Annotated in this window: 19 protein-coding genes and 1 tRNA gene; 5 read left to right on the top strand and 15 right to left on the bottom strand. The window is 64.6% G+C overall.

All coding sequences use genetic code 11. The annotated features are described in order from the left end of the window. Window positions 1–3: 3 nt before the first annotated feature. From RZV17_RS06320 to murJ, 11 genes are all read right to left on the bottom strand, one after another. On the bottom strand, window positions 4–1,884 hold the full coding sequence (locus RZV17_RS06320; RefSeq protein ID WP_355608001.1) for a tetratricopeptide repeat protein: 1,881 nt from the start codon (window positions 1,882–1,884) through the stop codon (window positions 4–6). A 166-nt stretch (window positions 1,885–2,050) separates the two neighbouring features. Further along, complete coding sequence (gene cyoD / locus RZV17_RS06315) at window positions 2,051–2,386, bottom strand: cytochrome o ubiquinol oxidase subunit IV (RefSeq protein ID WP_003484294.1); 336 nt, start codon at window positions 2,384–2,386, stop codon at window positions 2,051–2,053. Next, window positions 2,386–3,021: a cytochrome o ubiquinol oxidase subunit III gene (gene cyoC, locus RZV17_RS06310; RefSeq protein WP_355607998.1), complete on the bottom strand. Its 636-nt coding sequence runs from the start codon at window positions 3,019–3,021 to the stop codon at window positions 2,386–2,388. Before cyoC ends, cyoD begins: the two co-directional genes overlap by 1 nt. Further along, window positions 3,018–5,018, bottom strand: a complete 2,001-nt coding sequence (gene cyoB / locus RZV17_RS06305) for a cytochrome o ubiquinol oxidase subunit I (protein ID WP_355607995.1) — start codon at window positions 5,016–5,018, stop codon at window positions 3,018–3,020. The genes cyoC and cyoB overlap by 4 nt, the downstream gene beginning before the upstream one ends. After that, complete coding sequence (gene cyoA / locus RZV17_RS06300; RefSeq protein WP_039409537.1) at window positions 5,018–5,953, bottom strand: ubiquinol oxidase subunit II; 936 nt, start codon at window positions 5,951–5,953, stop codon at window positions 5,018–5,020. Before cyoA ends, cyoB begins: the two co-directional genes overlap by 1 nt. 356 nt (window positions 5,954–6,309) lie before the next feature. After that, window positions 6,310–6,385: transfer RNA gene (locus tag RZV17_RS06295), tRNA-Thr, on the bottom strand. An 87-nt stretch (window positions 6,386–6,472) separates the two neighbouring features. After that, window positions 6,473–7,423: a 4-hydroxy-3-methylbut-2-enyl diphosphate reductase gene (ispH, locus tag RZV17_RS06290; protein WP_104581001.1), complete on the bottom strand. Its 951-nt coding sequence runs from the start codon at window positions 7,421–7,423 to the stop codon at window positions 6,473–6,475. A 64-nt stretch (window positions 7,424–7,487) separates the two neighbouring features. Further along, window positions 7,488–8,006, bottom strand: a complete 519-nt coding sequence (gene lspA, locus RZV17_RS06285; protein ID WP_039409539.1) for a signal peptidase II — start codon at window positions 8,004–8,006, stop codon at window positions 7,488–7,490. Between the two features lie 261 nt (window positions 8,007–8,267). After that, window positions 8,268–11,099 (bottom strand): isoleucine--tRNA ligase, encoded by a 2,832-nt coding sequence (gene ileS, locus RZV17_RS06280; protein ID WP_355607991.1) that lies wholly within the window; start codon window positions 11,097–11,099, stop codon window positions 8,268–8,270. A gap of 6 nt (window positions 11,100–11,105) precedes the next feature. Further along, window positions 11,106–12,269, bottom strand: coding sequence for a bifunctional riboflavin kinase/FAD synthetase (locus RZV17_RS06275; protein WP_355607988.1), 1,164 nt, complete (start codon window positions 12,267–12,269; stop codon window positions 11,106–11,108). A gap of 290 nt (window positions 12,270–12,559) precedes the next feature. Further along, window positions 12,560–14,164: a murein biosynthesis integral membrane protein MurJ gene (gene murJ / locus RZV17_RS06270; RefSeq protein ID WP_355609215.1), complete on the bottom strand. Its 1,605-nt coding sequence runs from the start codon at window positions 14,162–14,164 to the stop codon at window positions 12,560–12,562. A gap of 116 nt (window positions 14,165–14,280) precedes the next feature. Here murJ and rpsT point away from each other — a divergent pair, with 116 nt between their 5' ends. After that, complete coding sequence (gene rpsT / locus RZV17_RS06265) at window positions 14,281–14,550, top strand: 30S ribosomal protein S20 (RefSeq protein ID WP_003484323.1); 270 nt, start codon at window positions 14,281–14,283, stop codon at window positions 14,548–14,550. A 91-nt stretch (window positions 14,551–14,641) separates the two neighbouring features. Here rpsT and obgE read toward each other — a convergent pair whose 3' ends face one another. The 3 genes from obgE to rplU form a co-directional block, all read right to left on the bottom strand. Continuing rightward, the gene (gene obgE / locus RZV17_RS06260) at window positions 14,642–15,694 is read right to left on the bottom strand and encodes a GTPase ObgE (RefSeq protein WP_039409562.1); all 1,053 of its coding nucleotides are present in this window, start codon (window positions 15,692–15,694) and stop codon (window positions 14,642–14,644) included. 238 nt (window positions 15,695–15,932) lie between these two features. Next, window positions 15,933–16,193: a 50S ribosomal protein L27 gene (gene rpmA / locus RZV17_RS06255; protein ID WP_003484326.1), complete on the bottom strand. Its 261-nt coding sequence runs from the start codon at window positions 16,191–16,193 to the stop codon at window positions 15,933–15,935. Between the two features lie 12 nt (window positions 16,194–16,205). Further along, window positions 16,206–16,526 carry a 50S ribosomal protein L21 gene (gene rplU, locus RZV17_RS06250; protein ID WP_355607985.1) on the bottom strand — a complete coding sequence of 107 codons (321 nt, stop codon included), beginning with the start codon at window positions 16,524–16,526 and terminating at the stop codon, window positions 16,206–16,208. 292 nt (window positions 16,527–16,818) lie between these two features. On the opposite strand from rplU, the gene uvrA reads away from it, so the two are divergent. Beyond that, window positions 16,819–19,785, top strand: coding sequence for an excinuclease ABC subunit UvrA (gene uvrA, locus RZV17_RS06245; RefSeq protein WP_228333193.1), 2,967 nt, complete (start codon window positions 16,819–16,821; stop codon window positions 19,783–19,785). Next, entirely contained in the window at window positions 19,785–20,189 is a 405-nt protein-coding gene (locus RZV17_RS06240) for a thioesterase family protein (RefSeq protein WP_047695975.1), read from the top strand. The genes uvrA and RZV17_RS06240 overlap by 1 nt, the downstream gene beginning before the upstream one ends. Before the next feature lie 218 nt (window positions 20,190–20,407). Here the strand turns inward: RZV17_RS06240 and RZV17_RS06235 are convergent, their stop codons facing one another. After that, the gene (locus tag RZV17_RS06235; protein WP_355609212.1) at window positions 20,408–20,836 is read right to left on the bottom strand and encodes a copper chaperone PCu(A)C; all 429 of its coding nucleotides are present in this window, start codon (window positions 20,834–20,836) and stop codon (window positions 20,408–20,410) included. A gap of 65 nt (window positions 20,837–20,901) precedes the next feature. Here RZV17_RS06235 and RZV17_RS06230 point away from each other — a divergent pair, with 65 nt between their 5' ends. Beyond that, window positions 20,902–21,672: an enoyl-CoA hydratase/isomerase family protein gene (locus RZV17_RS06230; protein ID WP_047695971.1), complete on the top strand. Its 771-nt coding sequence runs from the start codon at window positions 20,902–20,904 to the stop codon at window positions 21,670–21,672. Window positions 21,673–21,742: 70 nt separating this feature from the next. Next, on the top strand, window positions 21,743–22,648 hold the full coding sequence (gene tesB / locus RZV17_RS06225; RefSeq protein ID WP_104580995.1) for an acyl-CoA thioesterase II: 906 nt from the start codon (window positions 21,743–21,745) through the stop codon (window positions 22,646–22,648). The last annotated feature ends 141 nt before the right edge of the window (window positions 22,649–22,789 follow it).

Here is a 22,789-nt window from a genome sequence, read left to right as displayed (position 1 = left end):
GACTTAGCGCGGCTTGTACAACTCGCTCAGGCGATCCGGCTTGCCGGCGATGCGTTCCAGATGCGGGTACAACAGCCCACCGTGATAATCGAGGCGCACGGTGTCGTAGCGGTCCAGGCGCTTGACCAGCAATTCGATCGGCGCGGTGGTGCCCTTGGCCGCCTTGATGGCGTCCTTGATCACCTCGCTGCTGAAAGCGCGGCCATTCACCGCCACGATGGTGTTGCCGGTAATCAGGCCCGCATTGAACGCAGGACCGTCCCACAGCACATCGCTGATATCGCCCGAGGCTTTCAAGGACAGGCCAAGCGAATAGGTCAGGCTGACGTCCTTGTCGTCGCTCTCGTCGGCCTTGGTCGCCAGGTTCGGCTCTTCGTTGTAGACCAGCTTCCAGCCATTGGCCTCGATGCCGCCATTCAACGAGCCGTGCCCGTCCATGCGCTCGCGCAACAGACTCGCCCAGTCGTACGGTGCAATGCCGTTGAGCGTGCTCACGATGTCGTCGAAGGTGTACGGGTTGACGTCCCAATCGCCATTCTTCATGCCGAAGAACGCCTTGCCGAAGTCGTCGATGGAGCGCTTGTTGTTGGTCAGCGCGCGCAGCTTGCTGTCCACTTCCAGCCACATCATCTGGCCGCCGGAATAGTAATCCTCGCTCATCTGATAGTTGCGGTACGCCTTCGGGCGGCGCATCGACATGGTCGGATCGTTGGTGGTGTCCTGCACCGTGCGCCAGGCCATGCCGGGGCGACCACGCTCGTACTGGGCCGCCACGCCGGCCAGCATGTCGCGCGCCTGGTCCTGCGTCCACAGGCCGGACCGCGCAGCCATCACTTCGCCCCAGAACTGGGTCTGGCCTTCGTACAACCACAGCAGGCTGTCGCCCATTGGCACGTTGAAATTGGGCGTGGCCAGGTCGGCCCCACGGCGGTACTTGCCGTTCCAGGAATGGTTGAATTCGTGCGCGAGCAGGTCGCGTCCGGTCCAGCTCTTGTCCCACTCGGTGAAATAGGTCGGCACACCGCTGTTTTCGCTGGAACGGTGATGCTCCAGGCCGATGCCACCCAGCTTTTTGGTCAGCGCCAGCAGGAATTCGTAATGATCGAAATGCCGCGCGCCGTAGAGCTTGTCCATCTGCTGCACCAGCGCCGCATGCGCCTTGATCTGCTCGGGCTTGGCGTCCAGCGACTTGGCTTCGTCGGCAAACACATTGAGATAGACCGGCTGTTCGCCGGTGCTCAGCTCCACGCGCTTGTAGTACTTGCCGGCGAACATCGGCGAATCGACCAGGTCGTCGAAATCGATCGGCTTGAAGGTCACCGTGTCGCCCACGCGGCGGTCGGTTTCCAGCGCGGTGGCATAGCTCCAGCCGGCCGGCAAGGTGACGCTGGCCTGCGCCTTGATGTTGCGTGCGAAATAACCGGCCGGATACAGCGCCGTGGTGTTCCACTGCAGGTTGAGCATTTCCGGGGTCATCATCACCCGGCCCTGGGTGGGAGCCTGCGGCGAGAGGAACTTGAACTCGGCGGTCAGCTCGGTGGCGCCCTGCGGCACGTCCACCTTGAACGCGTAGACGTCGAACTGGTCGCGCGTCCATGGCACCACCTTGCCATCGACCTTGATCACCAGACCGGCCAGCTTGTCGATCGGGCCGGTCGGCGAATGGTTGCCGGGAATCCATTGCGGGTACAGCAACGTCATCGGGCCGGGCTTGGCCGGCATGGTGGTCTTGACCTTGAAGATGCGGTGCGCCAGATCGGTGGCATCCACGTCGATCTTCAAGGTGCCGTCGAACGGCACGTCCTGCGGCGGTGCGGTTTGCGCGGCCGCAGGCAACGACAGTGCCGCCAGCAACGACACGGACAACAGGGTGGGCATCTTCATCGCAACTCCGCAGGGACCTGGAACAGGCAAGCCCACGATGCTAAGCGCCCGCCTGTGCTTCCCCGTATGCCATTGGTCATGTTGCGCGCGATTGACGCATAAAAAAAACCGCCAATCGCTTGGCGGCTTTTTCTTCAACGGTGCGTCAATCCGGCGTGGTGCCGTCTCAATGCATCATGTTGACGTTCATGTTGTGCAGCACCCACAGCGAGCCGACGATCACGATGCCGATGATCAGCAGCGAGAACAGGCCCACCTGCACGTTGGAGCGCTGCTCGGGCGTGCGGTCCATATGCAGGAAATACACCATGTGCACCAGCATCTGCACCGCGGCCATGACCGAGATGACGACGATGGTGACGCCCTTGGAGAAGGCGCCGCTCATCACCATCGCAAACGGGATGACGGTGAGGATCACGGCCATCACGAAGCCGATCAGGTAGGACTTCAAGCCGCCGGCATGCGCATCGGCAGCAGTATCGGTGTGGTGGTGATTGGCCATTACAGCGCTCCCAGCAGATAGACGACGGTGAACACACCGATCCAGATGATGTCCAGGAAGTGCCAGAACAGGCTCAGGCAGGCCAGACGCGTACTGTTGCGCGGGGTCAGGCCGTTCTTGGAGATCTGGATCACCAGCACCGCCATCCACAGCAGGCCGGAGGCCACGTGCAGACCGTGCGTGCCCACCAGGGTGAAGAAGGCGGACAGGAACGCACTGCGACCGGGGCCGGCACCTTCATGGATCAGGTGATTGAACTCCCACACTTCCATGCACAGGAAGCCGATACCCAGCAGCGCGGTGACGCCCAGCCAGCCATACAGGCCGGTCATGCTGCGCTTGTGCGCCGAGATCATCGCAAAGCCGAAGCTCAGGCTGCTGAACAACAGCAGGAAGGTTTCCACCAGCACGAACTTCAGGTCGAACAGCTCCTTGGCTGTCGGCCCGTCCACCGTGGCGCCCGAGAGCACCGCATAGGTGGCGAACAGGCCCGCAAACAGCAGGCAGTCGCTCATCAGGTAGACCCAGAACCCAAAGACAGTGTTGCCACCGCCGTCGTGATGCTCGTCGTGGCCGTGATCGTGGCCGCCCGCGTGGGCGGCGTGGTCAAGCGTGGTCGAGGAAGCCATGGTCATACCACCTTCGCGGCCTGCGCCGCCTGTTGCTGTTCGAGCAGGGCAAAGCGTGCATTTTCGATGCGCTCCACTTCATCGGCCGGCACCCAGTAGTCGATGTCGTCATCGAAGGTGCGTGCAATGAAGCTGCCGATCATGCCCGCCAGGCCGATGATGGCCAGCCACCAGATGTGCCAGATCAGACCGAAGCCCAGCAGCACACTGAAGGCACCGATATAGACGCCTGCACCGGTGTTACGCGGCATGTGGATCGGCTCGTACTTGGACGGACGCACCCAGCCCTTGCCGTTCTGCTTGTCGGCCCAGAACTGGTCGCGGTCGTCGATGTGCGGCAGCACGGCGAAGTTGTAGAACGGCGGCGGCGAGGAGGTGGCCCATTCCAGCGTACGGCCATCCCACGGATCGCCCGTGTAATCCATGTGCTCCTTGCGCTTCCACACGCTGTAGCCGATCTGCACCAGGTTCAGGAAGATACCCAGGCCGATGATCGCAGCACCCACCGCGGCGACATACAGCCACGGCGCCCACTCGGGATGGTTGTAGGTGTTCATGCGACGGGTCATGCCCATGAAGCCGAGCACGTACAGCGGCATGAAGGCCACGAAGAAACCGATGATCCAGCACCAGAACGACGCCTTGCCGATCTTCTCGTTGAGCTTGAAGCCGAACGCCTTCGGGAACCAGTAGGTCAGGCCCGCCAGATACCCGAACACCACGCCGCCGATGATCACGTTATGGAAGTGCGCGATCAGGAACAGGCTGTTGTGCAGCACGAAGTCCACGGCCGGAATCGCCAGCATCACGCCGGTCATGCCGCCGATGGTGAAGGTGATGATGAAGCCGATCGTCCACAGCACAGGCGAGGTCATGTGCACGCGACCGCGGAACATGGTGAACAGCCAGTTGAAGATCTTCACGCCGGTCGGAATCGAGATGATCATCGTCGTGATGCCGAAGAAGGCATTGACGTTGGCACCCGAGCCCATGGTGAAGAAGTGGTGCAACCACACCACGAACGACAGCACGCCGATGCACGAGGTGGCATAGACCATCGAGGTGTAGCCGAACAACCGCTTGCGGCTATAAGTCGCAATCAACTCGGAGAAGATGCCGAACGCCGGCAGGATCAGGATGTAGACCTCCGGGTGACCCCAGATCCAGATCAGGTTGACGTACATCATGGCGTTGCCGCCACCGTCGTTGGTGAAGAAGTGCGTGCCCAGGTAACGGTCGGCACCCAGCAGCGCCAGCGCCACGGTCAGGATCGGGAACGCGGCGATGATCAGGATGTTGGTGATCAGCGCGGTCCAGGTGAAGATCGGCATGCGCATCAGGGTCATGCCCGGCGCGCGCATCCGCATGATCGTCACGAAGAAGTTGATGCCGGTCAGCAACGTGCCCAACCCGGACACCTGCAACGCCCAGATGTAGTAATCGACACCGACCCCTGGACTGTATTCCAACCCCGACAATGGCGGATACGCCAGCCAGCCGGTCTGCGCGAATTCACCGACACCCAGCGAGATGTTGATCAGCGCCGCACCGGCCACGAACAGCCAGAAGCTCAGCGAGTTCAGGAACGGGAACGCCACGTCGCGTGCGCCGATCTGCAGCGGCACGATCAGGTTCAACAGGCCGGTCATGAACGGCATGGCCATGAAGAAGATCATGATCACGCCATGCGCGGTAAAGATCTGGTCGTAGTGGTGCGGCGGCAGCACACCTTCGCCGCCGTTACCTGCCAGCGCCTGCTGGGTACGCATCATGGCCGCGTCGGCAAAGCCGCGCAGCAGCATGACCAGCGCCACGATGATGTACATCACACCAATGCGCTTGTGATCCACCGAGGTGAACCACTCCTTCCACAGGTAGCCCCACAGCTTGTACTTGGTGATGGCGCCCGCGATGAGCAGGCCGAGCAGCCCTGCACCACCCAGCGCGACCATGATGATCGGCTCGTGGTACGGAACTGCCTCGATCGTAAGTTTGCCTAGCATCACTTGTCTCCAGAAGTGCACATGGCGACCGGCTCTGCAGCCGATGCCTCATGGTCGCCATGACCCTTGCTGTGGCCCGGACCATTCATGTATTTGTCGACCAGCGAGCGGAACATGCCGTCCTGCACCGACGAGTAGTAGGTGACCGGATACTGTTCCTTGTCGTTGCGATTGGCGGCCAGCACCTGGTACTCGGCAGCATTCAACGCGGTCGGCGAGGCCTTGACCTTGGCCACCCACGCCTCGAAGCCGGCCTGATCGACCGCATGCGCCTTGAAGCTCATCTTCGAGAAGCCGTGACCGCTGTAGTTGGTCGACAGGCCGAAGTATTCGCCCGGCTCGTTGGCCACCAGATGCAGCTTGGTTTCCATGCCCGCCATGGCGTAGATCATGGTGCCCAGGTGCGGGATGAAGAACGAGTTCATCACCGTGTCGGAGGTGATCTTGAAGTTCAGCGGCGTGTGCACCGGGAACGCGATCTCGTTGACGGTGGCGATGTTCTGGTCCGGGTAGATGAACATCCACTTCCAGTCCAGCGACACCGCTTCGATGTTGATCGGCTTGACGTCCGAATCCAGCGGCCGGTACGGGTCCAGTGCGTGCGAGGAGCGCCAGGTCAGCACCGCCAATACCAGGATGATCACGCACGGGATCGACCACACCACCACTTCGATGGCGGTGGAGTGCGACCAATCCGGCTCGTAGCGTGCCTTCGTGTTGGACGCGCGATATTTCCAGGCGAACGCAATCGTCATCACGATCACCGGGATGACCACGATCAGCATCAGCACCACCGAGGTGATCAGCAGTTGCTTCTCGTCGTGGCCGATCTGGCCTTTCGGATTGAGGATGGCCGAGTTGCAGCCTGCCAGCAGCAGGAACGGCAACACCAGGCCTGGACGAAGTAAACGCCCGAGATGTTTCAGCGGAATCATCGGTCGATCCAAGTGCGAAGGAACGCCAGCCTCGTTCGTCGCTCCGCAAGGGAGATGTCCGACACTGCCCTTCCTGGTGAAGGCGGGCCCGCGCAGACCGAAGACACGGGTTAGCGCGCCAATTTTAATCTTTGCTGCACCTGCACGAAACCCATTGGCAATGATCTGCCGCAATTAATGCGCGCAAAAGTGTGCGACATGTTGTCGCAGCGCAGCGCGCGGGTGCAGTGGGCGGCCGTGGCCGTTACTGAAGCGCTGCAACCGTGCCAAAAAAGCGGTGTTGAAAGACGCATCCAGTTGAGCGCCGTCCCAAAACGCGACTGGGCCGGCCAAGGGCCGACCCAGTGCTGAAGCGTTGGTGCCGGAAATAGGAATCGAACCTACGACCTACGCATTACGAATGCGCCGCTCTACCAACTGAGCTATTCCGGCGAGCCGTGCATTGTAGGAGCACGACGCAGCCCGGTCAATCGATGCCGCCTGTCGCGCCATCGCAGATGCTGCCGGCGTCCGTCGCGCTCAACTGACCAGACGCAGCCGCAGTTCCTTGGGCAGCGCGAACACCATCGATTCCGGCTCGCCTTCCAGTTCGGACACGCCTGCCGCACCGAGCTCGCGCAACCGGGCCAGCACGCCGTCGACCAGCACCTGCGGCGCGGAGGCACCGGCAGTCAGGCCGATATGCTGTTTGCCGACGACCCAGGCCGGGTCGATCTCGCTGGCATTGTCGATCAGGTACGACTCCACGCCATCGCGCCGGGCCAGCTCGCTCAGCCGGTTGGAGTTGGAACTGTTGGGCGAACCGACCACCAGCACCAGGTCGCACTGGCGCGCCAGATCGCGCACGGCGTCCTGGCGGTTCTGGGTGGCGTAACAGATGTCGTCGTGCCTGGGCCCCTGCATCGCCGGGTAGCGTGCGCGCAGGGCCTCGATGATGCCCATGGTGTCGTCCACCGACAGCGTGGTCTGGGTGGTGTAGGCCAGGTTTTCCGGCTGGTTGATGTGGAGCGTGGCCACCTGCGCGATGTCCTCGACCAGATAGATAGTGCCCGTGCCACGCTCACGGCTCCACTGCCCCATCGTGCCTTCCACTTCCGGATGCCCGGCATGGCCGATCAGCACCACGTCGCGGCCGGCCCGGCAGTGCCGCGCCACCTCGAAATGCACCTTGGTCACCAGCGGGCAGGTGGCATCGAACACCTTGAGCCCACGGCGCTCGGCCTCCTGGCGCACAGCCTGTGAGACGCCGTGCGCACTGAAGATCACCGTGGCGTTGTCGGGCACCTCGTCCAGTTCTTCGACGAAGATCGCTCCGCGCTGCTTGAGGTCGTCGACCACGAAACGGTTGTGCACCACCTCGTGCCGCACATAGATCGGCGCGCCCAGCGTCTCGATCGCACGCTTGACGATCTCGATCGCGCGGTCGACGCCGGCACAAAAACCACGGGGATTGGCGAGCAGGACATCCATGCGGTGCATTCTACGGGAATGGCGATTGGGGAATGGAGCCGGGCAGCGCCGGTCCGCGGGAACTTCAGCGGCGATTCCCGATTCCCGGCTCCCGCTTGCCGGACTTGTCGAACAGGCCGAACACGGCAATCCCGATCGCGCCCCCCACGATCGCCGAATCGGCGATGTTGAACGACGGCCAGGTATGGCTGCCGATGTACCACTGGATGAAATCGACCACATGGCCGTGCATCAGCCGGTCGATCACATTGCCGATCGCTCCGCCGATCACCAGCGCATACGGCAGCGCGCTGCGCCACTCGTTGCGCGCGGTGCGCGACAGCCAGAACGCCAGCAGGCCGCTGATACCCACCGCCAACGCAGTGAAGAACCACAGCTGCCAGCCGCCGGCATCGCTCAGAAAGCTGAAGGCCGCGCCGGTGTTATAGGTGCGGTACCAGTTCCAAAAACCCTCGATGACCGGCACCGGGGTGTACTCGGGCAGGCTGGACAGCACCCAGGCCTTGCTCCACTGGTCCAGCCCGATCACCACGGCCGACAGCAGCAACCAGATCAATGCGGAGGGTTTGGGTCTTGCGGTCATCGAATCACCTTAGCTGTTGCTACTTCCGGGTTCGGAAGAAGCTGCCCGACGGGCAAATCGGCAAGCAGTGCCGGATGCGAAGCAATGCCCTCATCCGGCGCTGCGCGCCACCTTCTCCCGCTTGCGGGAGAAGGGATATTGGAACGGACTCCCGCTTGCGGGAGAAGGGATATTGGAACGGACTCCCGCTTGCGGGAGAAGGGATATTGGAACGGACTCCCGCTTGCGGGAGAAGCAATCAACACATCAGAACCCGCGACGCTAGAACCAGCGACGCACCTCGCCGGGGCCTTCGATGTTGCTGACGCAGCGGCTGCACAGCTCGGGATGCCGCGGGTCGCTGCCCACGCTGGCCTGGTGATGCCAGCAGCGCACGCACTTGGCCTTGGTCGTGGGCTGTGCACTGACAAAGATGTCGTCGGTGCTGGCCGCTGTCACGGTGACATCGCCACTGATGAACAAAAAGCGCAGTTCATCGGCCAGCGGCTGCCAGCGCGCGGCGGTCTGCGCATCGGCAGCCACGGTGATCTCCGCTTCCAGCGCCGCGCCGATCGCGCCGTTTGCGCGCATCGGCTCCAGCACCTTGGCCACCTGCTCACGCAGCGCCAGCAACTTGTCGAAGTCCGCGCCGGTCAAGGCGGCATCGGCCGGCAACGGCGCCAGGCCGTCATACCAGGTGGCGAACAGCACGTTGCCGACATGCTCGCCGGGCAGATACGCCCACAGCTCTTCGGCGGTGAAGGTGAGCACCGGCGCGACCCAGCGCACGAACGCTTCGGCCACGTGATACATCGCACTCTGCGCAGACCGGCGGCCGCGCGACTCTTCGGCCATCGTGTACAGACGGTCCTTGGTGACGTCCAGGTACAGCGAGCCCAGATCCACGCTGCAGAAATTCAGCAGCGCCTGCACGATTTCGGCGAAGTCGTAGCGCGCGTAGGCAGCCATGATCTTTTCCTGCAGCTCATGCGCGCGATGCACGATCCAGCGGTCCAGCAACACCATGTCGTCCAGCGCCACCAGATGCTGCAGTGGGTCGAAGCCATGCAGGTTGCCCAGCAGGAAACGCGCGGTATTGCGCAGCCGGCGATACGCATCGGCATTGCGCTTGAGGATCTCCTGCGACAGCGACATCTCGTTGCTGTAGTCGGCCGAGGCGATCCACAGGCGCAGGATGTCCGCGCCCAGCGTCTTCATGATGTCCTGCGGCTCGATACCGTTGCCCAGCGACTTTGACATCTTGCGGCCGTGCTCGTCCACGGTGAAGCCGTGGGTCAGGCACTGCTTGTACGGCGCTGCCTTATTCATCGCCACGCCGGTCAGCAGCGAGGACTGGAACCAGCCGCGGTGCTGATCGGAGCCTTCCAGATACAGGTCGGCCGGCGTGGGCAGGCCGCGGTCCACCAGCACCGCCTCGTGGGTCACGCCCGAGTCGAACCACACATCCAGGATGTCGGTGATCTTGTCGTAGTCGGCGGCCTCGTCGCCCAGCAGCTCGGCGGCATCCAGCGTGTACCACACGTCCACACCGCCCTGCTCCACCCGGTCGGCCACCTGGCGAAGCAACTCGGTGCTGCGCGGGTGCGGCTCGCCGGTTTCGCGATGCACGAACAGGGCGATCGGCACGCCCCAGGTGCGCTGGCGCGAGATGGTCCAGTCCGGACGTCCTTCGACCATGCCGGCAATACGCGCCTGTCCCCAGGCCGGGTACCAGGTCACCTGTTCGACCGCCTTGAGCGCGTCAGCGCGCAGGTTGGCCTGCTCCATCGAAAAGAACCACTGCGGCGTGGCACGGAACGCGATCGGCGTCTTGTGGCGCCAGCAGTGCGGATAGCTGTGCTCCATCTTGCTGGCCGCCAGCAGCACGCCGGTGTCGCGCAGCGCGTCGATGATGATCTCGTTGGCCTTCCAGATATGCAGCCCGGCCAGCACGGTGTCGCCCAGCGGCGGGGTCGACGGCAGATACACGCCACGTCCGTCCACCGGATTGATCTGCGCAGCGCCGTAGCGCTCCAGCAGCCCGTACTGCTTGGAGACCTGGTAGTCCTCCTGGCCGTGACCTGGGGCGGTGTGCACCGCGCCGGTACCGTCCTCGGCCGACACATGGTCGCCCAGCAGCAGCGGGATCTCGCGCTCGGCGTAGAACGGGTGGTTCAGCAGCATCTGATCCAGCGCCGCGCCCTTGGCGCGACCGTGCACCACCACCTCGTCCACGCCGTAGCGCGACAGCGCCTTGGCCGCCAACGCTTCGGCGATCACCAGCCAACGCGGCTGGCCGCGATCGGCCGGGCCTTCGACCAGCACGTAATCCAGTTCCGCACCCAGGCTCACCGCCAGCGACGCCGGCAGCGTCCACGGCGTGGTGGTCCAGATCGGCACCGCCACGCCCACGCCCGCCAGTAGCGTCGCACCGAATGCGGCGGCGACAGCGCCCGGATCGCGCGCCGGATAGGCGATATCCACCGTCGGCGAGACCTTGTCGGCGTACTCGATCTCGGCCTCGGCCAGCGCCGAGCCGCAATCGAAGCACCAGTGCACCGGCTTGACGCCACGGGTCAGATGGCCGTTCTCGATGATCCTGGCCAGCGCGCGCAGCTCGTTGGCCTCGAAGCGGAAATCCAGGGTCTTGTACGGGTTGTCCCAATCGCCCACCACGCCCAGGCGCTTGAAGTCGCGGCGCTGCAGATCGATCTGCTCGCTCGCGTACTCGCGGCACTTCTGACGAAATTCCGCCGCGTCCAGCTTCACGCCGACCTTGCCGTACTTTTTCTCGATCGCGATCTCGATCGGCAAGCCGTGGCAGTCCCAGCCCGGGATGTAGGGCGCATCGAAGCCAGCCAGATACTTCGACTTGACGATGATGTCCTTGAGGATCTTGTTGACCGCGTGACCGAGATGGATCTGGCCGTTGGCATACGGCGGGCCATCGTGCAGCACGAACAGCGGGCGTCCGGCCGCGTTCGCGCGCAGCTGCGCATACAGACCCTCGCGCTCCCAGCGGTCCAGCATCGCCGGCTCGCGCTTGGGCAGGTCGCCGCGCATCGGAAAGTCCGTCGCAGGCAGATGAAGAGTGGCTTTGTAGTCTTGGGTCACAGGAATCTACCGTTGCGCTGCTTTCATTGAAGAGTCCGCACAGGGACGTGCGGGCTGTTGCGAAGGACTCGCATCATCGGAGTCCGCACTCGGATGTGCGGGCTGTTGCGAAGGACTCGCGTCATTGGGGTCTGCACCGGGCGCCACAGCGCCTTGCGCGCGACCGCTTTTGGCATGCACGGAAACATCGCGTGCCTGCTGCAGGCCGCCCATGCGTTCAGCGCCAACCAGCATCCGCGACGGGCTGCCCTGAAGCACCGCGCGCGCCTGTTCGGCATCGCGATGCATCTGTACGGTCAGCGCTTCCAGACCATCGAACTTTTCTTCGTCGCGCAGCTTGGCGACGAATTCCACTTCGATGTGCCGGCCATACAGATCGCCCTGGAAATCGAACAGATGCGCTTCCAGCAGCGGCTCCACGCCAGCCACGGTCGGCCGCGTGCCGAAGCTGGACACCGAGGGCCACGGTTGCGCGGCCACGCCGTGCACCCAGGTGGCATAGATGCCCGACAGCGCCGGCGTGCGCGAAAACCGCAGATTCGCGGTGGGGTAGCCCAACGTGCGACCCAGTTGCTTGCCGCGCACCACCCGCCCGCCGATGGCGTACGGGCGGCCAAGCAGATCGGCGGCGTGCGCAAACTCGCCTGCCACCAATAATTCACGGATGCGCGTGGCGGAAATGCGCTCGCCATGCAGATGCACCGGCGCAATCTCCCCGGCCGCAAAACCGTGCTGCTCGCCGAGTGTGCGCAACAAGGCGATGTCGCCGCCACGGCGATGGCCGAAACGGAATTCCGGGCCGATCCACACCTCGCGGGCGCAGAGCCGGCCCACCAGCGCCAGCCGCACGAAGTCTTCGGCGCTCATCGCCGACAGACGGCCATCGAAACGGATCAGGCCTACGCTGTCGGCGCCGAAGCCGAGCAAGCCTTCGATCTTGGCGCGCGCCAGGGTAAGCCGCGGCGGCGGTGCGGCCGGGGCGAAGAACTCGCGCGGCAATGGCTCAAAGCTCAACGCCACTGCCGGTACGCCCAGCGCGCGCGCGCGGTCAACTGCGTGCTGCACCAATGCCCGATGCCCGAGGTGCAGGCCATCGAAGGCGCCGATGCAGACCACGCTTCCGTGCGGGAACAGCGTCCCGCCCTCGACGTCTCTAAACAGCCTGCTCATTCCTCGATCCAAACAGATGCCGGCTTGGCGGCCGACCCTCGCTGATACATAACTTGTAAGTATAGCCGTGCCTGTCAACCCGCACGGCCCGCACCGATCACTCAAGCGCCAATGGGCATGACGCGCCACACCACCTTTTGGGACGCACCTGCCGAGCAGCCCGCGGCCGACAATCCGCCGGCCGTCACCGTGGACAAGGGGCAAATCCGCCTTTCATGCTGCCATGCCGTTCCCCATTCCAGAGGCCGGCAAGGCCTGCCTGCCCCCATCACAAAATCCGACATCCAGGCTCAGCCCTCGCGCAGATCCCGCAGCCGCAAGCCCAGCGCCAGCTGCGCCACCACGTAGGTCAGCCCGCCACTGCCGACCAGCACCGCCAGCCAGCCGATCCGCTGCCACTTGTCCATTCCGGTGAACGACGGCAGCCACCACAGCAAACTCAACAGCACCGCCACCATGGCCGCACACGCCAGCAGCAGACGCATCACATAGCCGCCCCAGCCCGGCCGGCGCTGATACACGCCGGACTTGCCCAGCCAGTACCACAGCAGCCCCAGGTTGAGATAACTCGACAGCGCACTGGCGATGCCCAGCGCCAGATGTAGCCCGGGCTGCTTACCCAGCGCCTGCATCACGCCCTGCGCCTTGAGCTCGGGCGGCACCATGAGCTGGTACAGCACCGCCAGGAACGCAAAGTTGAACACCATATTGGCTACCAACGCCGCCACGCCGGCGCGCACCGGGGTGCGGGTGTCCTGACGCGCATAGAACGCCGGCAGCACCACCTTGAGCATGGCGTACGCCGGTAGGCCGAAGCTCAGGCCGTACACCGACAAGGCCGTCATGCGGGTGTCGAAGGCGGTGAATTTGTGATACTGGAACAACGTTGCCACCAGCGGCTCGGCCAGCAACAACAACCCCAGCATGGCCGGCATTGCGATCAGCAAGGTCGTCCGGAAGCCCCAGTCCAGCGCACTGGAAAACGCGGCGCGGTCGGTCTTGACGTGATGCCGCGCCAGCGCCGGCAGGATCACCGTGCCCAGCGCCACGCCGAAGACGCCCAACGGCAGTTCCAGGAACCGGTCGGCCAGCGACAGCCACGACTGCGAGCCATCGGTCAGCTTGGCGGCGATCACGGTGTCCAGCAGCAGGTTGATCTGCGCGATCGAAGAGCCGAACAGGGTCGGCACCATCAGGGTCAGCACCTTGCGCACACCCGGATGTCGCCAGCCCCAGCGCGGCAGGGTCAACAGGTTGATGCCTTTCAGCGAAGGCAGCTGGAACAGCAACTGCAGCATGCCCGCCGCCAGCACCGCCCAGCCCAGCGCGAGGATCTGCCTTTCCGGCGTCCCACCCATCCGCGGCGCCAGCCACACCGCCCCGGCGATCATGCACAGGTTGAGGATCACCGGGGTCAGCGCCGGCATGGCGAACTTCTGGAAACTGTTCAGCGCCCCGCCCGCCAGCGCAGTCAGCGACACGAACAGCAGGAACGGGAAGGTCAGACGGAACAGATCCACCAGCAGGCCATGCTTGGCCGGATCGGTGTCCACCCCGCTGGAAAACAGCGTGGCCAGCTGCGGGGCGAAGATCAGCGCCAGCGCGGTGACCAGCAGCAGCACGCCGCCGAGGGTCCCGGCCACGCGCGCCATCAGCTCGCGCAGCTCGGCATGCGGCCGGGTTTCCTTGACCTCAGTGAACACCGGCACGAAGGCGGTGGCGAAGGAGCCTTCGGCAAATAGCCGCCGCAGGAAATTGGGAACCCGGAAGGCCACCCAGAACGCATCGGTCACCGCGTTGCTGCCGAAGGTGGTGGTGATGACCTGGTCGCGCACCAGCCCCAGCACCCGCGACACCATGGTCATGCTGCTGAAGGAGAGCAGGCCCCTCATCATGCGGGGGGTGCTCATGGGGACTGCCTCTTGACAACTGACTTGACGTACATATCTGGGTCCATCATACTTTCGCGCTTGCTTTTTCCACCACACCGATTTTTCAGGAAACCACCACCGTGGCCAATATCAAGTCCGCCAAGAAGCGCGCCAAGCAGACCATTGTGCGCAATGAGCGCAACACCGGTCAGCGCTCGATGCTGCGCACCGCCGTCAAGAAGGTGATCAAGGCCCTTGACGCCAACGATGCTGCAGGCGCCGAAGCTGCTTTCGCCGTTGCACAGCCGATCCTCGACCGTTTCAGCGCCCGCGGCCTGATCCACAAGAACAAGGCTGCACGCCACAAGAGCCGCCTGACCGCACGCATCAAGGCCATCAAGGCCGCGTAAGCGATCGGCAGCGACGTTGCCGGAAGCCTGGCTTCCGGTAGCACAGAAAAACCCGGCCTTGGCCGGGTTTTTTGTGTGTGCGTGTGCGCACTCAGCCCGCATCGCGCGCCTCGAGCTCGTCCTCGCGCTGGCGGTCGAAGAAGGCCATGACGTCCTTCATGATCGGGAACGTACCGTCACGGCCCAGCGCCGAGACCAGGTACCACGGCGCGGTCCAGCCCAGCTCGGCCACGATGGCCTCGGCAGCGGCGCGCGCCTCGTCCTCGAACATCAGGTCGGCCTTGTTGAGCACCAGCCAGCGCGGCTTCTTCAGCAACTCGGGATCATGCCGCTCGAGCTCGCGCTCGAGGGTACGCACCTGGTCGGCCGGCGACACACCGTCCACCCCACCATCCATCGGGGCCATGTCCACCAGATGCAGCAGCAGGCGGGTGCGCTGCAGGTGACGCAGGAACTGCGTGCCCAGACCGGCACCATCGGCTGCGCCTTCGATCAGGCCGGGCACGTCCGCGATCACGAAGCTGCGGTACGCCTCGACACTGACCACGCCCAGATTGGGATACAGCGTGGTGAACGGATAGTCCGCCACCTTCGGCGTGGCCGAAGACACCGCACGGATCAGCGTGCTCTTGCCGGCATTCGGGAAGCCCAGCAGGCCAACGTCGGCCAGCAGCTTGAGCTCCAGCTTGAGCAGGCGCTCCTCGCCTTCTTCACCGGTGGTGGACTGGCGCGGCGCACGGTTGACCGAGCTCTTGAAATGCATGTTGCCCAGACCGCCCTTGCCGCCCTTGGCCACCAGCAGGCGATCGCCGTGCTGGACCAGGTCGCCAATGATTTCATCGGTCTGCACGTTGATCACCACGGTGCCGACCGGCACCACGATGACGCGATCTTCGCCGCCCTTGCCATAGGCCTGGCGGCCCATGCCGTTCTCGCCGCGCTGCGCCTTGAAGGTGCGCTCATGACGGAAGTCGACCAGGGTGTTGACGTTCTCGTCGGCCACGATCCAGACGCTGCCGCCTGCCCCGCCATCACCGCCATCGGGCCCGCCCAACGGGATGAACTTCTCGCGGCGAAAGCCGACACAGCCATTGCCGCCATTACCGGCGGTGACCAGGATTTCTGCTTCGTCGACTAATTTCATGGGATTCGGGATTCGGGATTCGTGATTTGGGATTGGTGACAACGCGGCAACGCAACCATGGCGAGCCGTCAGCAGGGAAGGATGGGAACGCCAGGATGCCAAGGGACCCGCTCTTGCGAATCCCCAATCCCGAATCCCGATTCCCGGCTCTCAAACGCAAAACCCCGCAAAAGCGGGGCTTTCCGTCTCATTCGCCCGGCAGTGTTGCCGGGCGAACTGGCCTGCATGGAGCGGGCGATTACGCCTCGGCAACCACGCTGACGGTGCGACGCTTCTTCGGGCCCTTGGTGGAGAACTCCACCTTGCCGTCGACCAGCGCAAACAGCGTGTGGTCACGGCCCAGGCCGACGCCGGCGCCCGGATGGAACTGGGTGCCGCGCTGACGCACGATGATGTTGCCGGCATCGATGGCCTGGCCACCGAAGATCTTCACGCCGAGGTACTTCGGGTTGGAATCGCGACCGTTGCGCGAGGAACCTACGCCCTTTTTATGTGCCATGACTGGTTCTCCTTACTTCTTGTCGCCACCGGCGATGCCGGTGATCTCGATTTCGGTGTAGTGCTGACGGTGTCCCTGACGCTTCATGTGGTGCTTGCGGCGACGGAACTTGATGATGCGCACCTTGTCGGCGCGGCCATGGGCCACGACCTTGGCGGTGACCGAGGCGCCCTTCAGCGCATCGCCCAGCTTGATGCCGTCGCCATCGCCCAGCATCAGGATGGTGTCGAACTTGATCTCGTTGCCAGCTTCGACTTCGAGCTTTTCCACGCGGAGCGTTTCGCCCTGCGCGACGCGGTATTGCTTACCGCCGGTTACCAGAACTGCGTACATGACCAGGTGTTCCTCTGTAGTTATTATGGTCGCCTGACTTGCCCATGGGGCAGACAGGAGCGGAATTGTACTGGCCTAGCCGGTTTCGGGTCAACCCGCAAGCCGGCCCGCCGCTGCCGGCCGGAATCGGCCTGGTGGAACGCATCATCCGGCCGCCACAACGGCCCCGGCAGACTGGCATTTGGGGCAATTGCCCTCACCTAGGTCGGCGGGTAGGCTGATCGACTGCCACTCATTCCTGCTGAGCACGCTCGCACCACTGCCGGTTCGCCGGCCCGACATCGGATCCCCCATGGCGATGGATTTCATCCGCATCCGCGGCGCGCGGACGCACAACCTCAAGAACATCGACCTCGACCTGCCCCGCGACAAACTGATCGTGATCACCGGCCTGTCCGGTTCGGGCAAGTCGTCGCTGGCGTTCGACACCATCTATGCAGAAGGCCAGCGCCGCTACGTCGAGTCGCTGTCGGCGTATGCGCGCCAGTTCCTGAGCGTGATGGAAAAGCCGGACCTGGACCATATCGAAGGCCTGTCCCCGGCGATTTCGATCGAACAGAAATCGACTTCGCACAACCCGCGCTCCACCGTCGGCACCATCACCGAGATCTACGACTACCTGCGCCTGCTGTACGCGCGCGTCGGCCAGCCGCGCTGCCCGGACCACGGCTTCCCGCTGGAAGCGCAGACCGTCAGCCAGATGGTCGACCACATGCTCACCCAGGACCAGGAACAGCGCTACATGCTGCTGGCCCCGGTGATCCGCGACCGCAAGGGCGAGCATGCGCAGGTGTTCGAACAACTGCGTGCGCAGGGCTTCGTGCGCGTGCGCGTGGACGGCGAACTGTACGAAATCGATGCGGTGCCGCCGCTGGCATTGCGCCAGAAACACACCATCGAAGCGGTGATCGACCGTTTTCGCCCGCGCGAAGACATCAAGCAGCGCCTGGCGGAAAGTTTCGAAACCGCGCTCAAGCTGGGCGAAGGCATGGTGGCGGTGCAGTCGCTGGACGACCCGGCGGCCGCACCGCACCTGTTCTCGTCCAAGTACAGCTGCCCGGTGTGCGATTACTCGCTGCCGGAGCTGGAACCGCGGCTGTTCTCGTTCAATGCACCGGTCGGCGCCTGCCCGAGTTGCGATGGCCTGGGCGTGGCCGAGTTCTTCGACCCGGACCGTGTGGTGGTGCATCCGGAGCTGTCGCTGTCGGCCGGTGCGGTGCGCGGCTGGGATCGACGCAATGCCTATTACTTCCAGCTGATCGCCTCGCTGGCCAAGCACTACAAATTCGATGTGGACGCGGTATGGAACACGCTGCCGGCCAAGGTGCGCCAGGCGGTGCTGTTCGGCAGCGGCGATGAGGTGATCAGCTTCACCTACTTCACCGATGCGGGCGGGCGCACCACGCGCAAGCATCGCTTCGAGGGCATCCTGCCGAACCTGGAACGCCGCTACCGCGAAACCGAATCGCCGGCGGTGCGCGAAGAACTGACCAAGTACGTTAGCCAGCAACCCTGCCCGGCCTGCAACGGCACGCGCTTGAATCGTGCTGCGCGCAATGTGTTCGTGGCCGATCGCCCGCTGCCCGAACTGGTGGTGCTGCCGGTCAACGAAGCGCTGAACTTTTTCCGCGGTTTGTCGCTGCCGGGCTGGCGTGGCGAGATCGCGGCCAAGATCGTCAAGGAGATCGGCGAGCGGCTGGGCTTCCTGGTCGATGTGGGCCTGGATTACCTCACCCTGGAACGCAAGGCCGACACCTTGTCCGGCGGCGAGGCGCAGCGCATCCGTCTGGCCAGCCAGATCGGTGCCGGCCTGGTCGGCGTGATGTACGTGCTGGATGAGCCGTCCATCGGCCTGCACCAGCGCGACAACGAACGCCTGCTCGGCACGCTGACGCGGCTGCGCGATCTGGGCAACACGGTGATCGTGGTCGAACATGACGAAGATGCGATCCGCCTGGCCGACCATGTGCTGGACATCGGCCCCGGTGCCGGCGTGCATGGCGGCGAGATCTGCGCGCAGGGCACGCTGGAGGACATCCTGAAATCGCCGCGCTCGCTGACCGGCCAATACCTGTCGGGCAAGCGCCGCATCGAGATCCCCAAGCAGCGCCACAAGCCCAACCCGAAGATGATGCTGCATCTGCGCGGGGCGACCGGCAACAACCTGAAAAATGTCGACCTGGACATTCCGGCCGGGCTGCTGACCTGCATCACCGGCGTGTCCGGCTCGGGCAAGTCGACGCTGATCAACGATACCTTGTTCACGCTGGCGGCCAACGAGATCAACGGTGCCTCGCACGTGGTGGCGCCACATCGCGAAGTCGAAAATCTTGATCTGTTCGACAAGGTGGTGGACATCGACCAGTCGCCGATCGGTCGCACGCCACGTTCCAACCCGGCCACCTACACCGGCATGTTCACCCCGTTGCGCGAGTTGTTTGCGCAGGTGCCCGAGGCGCGCGCGCGCGGCTACTCGCCGGGGCGTTTCAGCTTCAACGTGCGCGGCGGCCGCTGCGAGGCCTGCCAGGGCGACGGCATGATCAAGGTGGAGATGCACTTCCTGCCCGACGTCTACGTGCCCTGCGATGTCTGCCATGGCAAGCGCTATAACCGCGAGACGCTGGAGATCCGCTACAAGGGGTTCAACATCAGCGACGTGCTGCAGATGACCGTGGAAGATGCGCTGCGCCTGTTCGAGCCGGTGCCGTCGATCGCGCGCAAGCTGGAAACGCTGGTCGATGTGGGTCTGAGCTACATCAAGCTGGGCCAGAGCGCGACCACGCTCTCCGGCGGTGAAGCGCAACGCGTCAAGCTGTCCAAGGAACTTTCGCGTCGCGATACCGGGCGCACCTTGTACATCCTGGACGAACCGACCACCGGCCTGCACTTCCACGATATCGAAGCCCTGCTCGGCGTGTTGCACAAGCTGCGCGACGAAGGCAATACGGTGGTGGTGATCGAACACAATCTGGACGTGATCAAGACCGCGGACTGGATCGTGGACCTGGGCCCGGAAGGTGGCCATCGCGGCGGCACCATCCTGGTCTCCGGTACGCCGGAAGATGTGGCCGTGCACGAGGCGTCCTACACCGGCCAGTTTCTGGCCAAGATGCTGCCGTCGGTGAAGGCGCGCGAGACGCGTCCGGCCGCGATGGCCAACAAGCCGGATGCGCGCCCGCCGCGCAAGGTCAAACCGGAGAAGGTGACCAAGGTCGCCAAGTCCGCCACCAAGAAAACCGCGAAGAAGAAGGCAAGCTGATGAGCGAACACAAGATCCTGGCACGCATTCCAATCAGCGTGCGCTGGCGCGACATGGACAGCATGGGCCACGTCAACAACGCCAAGTACATTTCCTATCTGGAAGAGGCACGCGTGCGCTGGATGCTGGGCGTGCAAGGCGTGGCGATGACCGACCGCATCGCACCGGTGGTCGCGGCCACCAACGTCAACTACAAGCAGCCGCTGATCTGGCCCAACGACATCACGGTGGAGCTGTTCGTGGAGCGGCTGGGCAACAGCAGCGTCACCATCGGGCACCGCATCTTCGACCAGAAGGACGACAGCGTGCTGTATTCCGATGGCAATGTGGTGGTGGTGTGGATCGATACGCAGACCGGCAAGAGTGCGCCGCTGCCGGACGCGGTACGCCTCGCCAGCACCTGAGCGAGCGCGCCGCCAGGCCTGGGCAATCACGCTATCGACGGCGGCTCTTGCGGGAGCCGCCGTTTTTCATGGACGCGTGCTTTATCTGGCAGTGGTGCCGCACGAGCCAATCCCGCTGCACATGGCCGCAGGCCGCATGCCCAAGCGACCCGGCAACGCCGCACGCGCGTGCATGCGAAAGACGAGGCCGGCTGCGCGGGCGTGATCCGCCGCGCTCCTCAGCCGCCCGGCGCGCGCTTGCGTGCCTGCAGCGTGGCCTTGATCTGGCGACCGTCCTGCAAGGCGAACGTTACCGGCACCTGCGCGCCTTCCTGCAGCGGGGCGCGTGCCTCCATCAACATCAGATGCAGGCCGCCAGGTGCCAGGGGCACCGTCTTGCCGGCGGGCAGGGCCAGCGCGGGTACCGCACGCATGCGGCTGACGCCATTGCTCTGCGTGGTCTCGTGCAGCGACACGTCGGCGAAGGCGCTGCTCGTGGCCGCGGTGATCGTCAACGGTTGCGTGCAGCCATTGTGGAATTGCCCGAATCCCGCGGCCATACCCATGCCGCCAGGTGGCGGGATGCGGATCCAGCCGTCCTTGAACTCCGGCATGCACTGCGCCGCAGCGCCCGCGCTGGCCAGCAGCGCCATCACACCAAGCCACACGCGTGCACGCAGCTGCCACCTGCTTCGACTGCCGTCTATCATGACCCGACCTCCAGGAGCCCCGAATGAGCATCCAGATCTTAGACCATGGCCGAGTTCGCGAAATCCGTCTGGCGCGCCCGCCGGTCAATGCGCTGGATCGTGCGCTGTGCCAGGCACTGAGCGCTGCGGTGCAACAGGCCGGCGACGAGGCCGACGGCATCGTGCTGTCGGGCAGCGAGCGGATCTTCTCCGGTGGCATGGATGTGCCGCAGCTGCTGGCGCACGGTACCGACCGCGCCGCGTTGCTGGCTAGCTGGACGGCATTCTTCGAGGCTGCGCAGGCGCTGGCCAACAGCCGGATTCCGGTGGTTGCGGCGATCGGCGGGCATGCGCCGGCGGGCGGCTGCGTGCTGGCGCTGTGCTGCGACTACCGGGTGATGGCACGCAGCGCCGATACCGCCAGGCCGTACACGATCGGCTTGAACGAAGTGCAGGTCGGCCTGGCCGCACCAGAAGGCATCCAGCGGCTGTTGCGCCGGGTGGTCGGCGCGCACCGTGCCGAGCGCCTGCTGATCGCCGGGCAGCTGCTGCCTGCCGAACAGGCGGTGCAGATCGGCCTGGTGGATGAACTGGTCGACGGCGAGCTGGTCACCGCACGCGCGGTGGCCTGGCTGCACGAACTGCAGCAGCTGCCGCGTCAGCCGATGCTGGCCACGCGCGCGGTGGCCCGCGCCGACCTGCGCGCGGCCCTGGCGCCGGAGCTGATCCAGCTGGAGCGGTTCGTCGACGGCTGGTACGCCCCGGATGCACAGGCCGCACTGCACGGGCTGGTCGCGCGCCTGCAGAAGGGCTGAGCTTTCCACCGCCGCGGTGACCACGAAGCGGCCCGCTATAATCGCGGTCCGTCGCACCCAGGCCAGCCCCTTGTCCGCCACCGCCGAACCCGTCGTCTCCGAACTGATCAGCCTGCTGTCGCTGGAGCGCCTGGAGGACAACCTGTTCCGCGGCCAGAGCCGCGACATCGGCACCAAATACGTCTTTGGTGGACAGGTGCTGGGCCAGGCGCTGTCGGCCGCGCAGGCCACGGTCGACAACGGGCGCCAGGCGCATTCGCTGCATGCCTATTTTCTGCGTGCCGGCAATATCGACCACCCCATCGTCTACGACGTCGACCGCACCCGCGATGGCGGCAGTTTTTCGGTCCGCCGGGTCACCGCGATCCAGCACGGCAAAGTGATCTTTTTCTGCGCGGCCTCGTTTCAGGAACGCGAAGACGGCGCCGAGCATCAGTCGGCGATGCCGGTGGTGCCGCCACCGGAAGACATCGAACCGGCCGCGCCGCTGGCACCGGAGGTGCTGGCGAACCTGCCGCCGAAAGTGCAGCGCTGGCTGTCGCGCGGAGGCCCGTTCGAATTTCGCCACGTGTTTCCGCGCGACGAACTCAAGCCGCCCAAGCGCCCGCCGTTCCAGCAGATGTGGCTGCGGCTGAACGACCCGATCGGCGACGACGTGGGGCTGCATCAGGTGCTGCTTGCATACGCGTCGGACTTTCAGTTGCTGGGCACCTCCACGTTTCCGCACGGCATCAGCTACTACACGCCCAACGTGCAGATGGCCTCGCTCGATCACGCGCTGTGGTTCCATCGGCCGTTCCGCACCGACGACTGGCTGCTGTATTCGCTGGACAGCCCGACCGCACAAGGCTCCCGCGGCCTGGCGCGCGGGCAGTTCTTCACCCGCGATGGCGTGCTGGTGGCCAGCACCACGCAGGAGGGGCTGATCCGCGTAGTGCCCGATGGCAGTGCGATTGCCGTGCCGGCCAAGGGCTAGGCGTGCAGCGTTGCGTCGCGCCGAGTGGGTGGGCGACCGTGCACTGACCACGTGCGTCCCACTCCCCCCGGCGTACTGCCACCGGGACCTGCTGTCGCACGCCTGCATTGCGTGCACCGTCAGTCGCAGTGTTGATCGGCA

Source organism: Xanthomonas cannabis (assembly GCF_040616535.1).
Taxonomy (GTDB): Bacteria; Pseudomonadota; Gammaproteobacteria; order Xanthomonadales; family Xanthomonadaceae; genus Xanthomonas; species Xanthomonas cannabis.
Note: the sequence above shows the minus strand (reverse complement) of the source record. Positions and strands in the feature narration are given on the sequence as shown.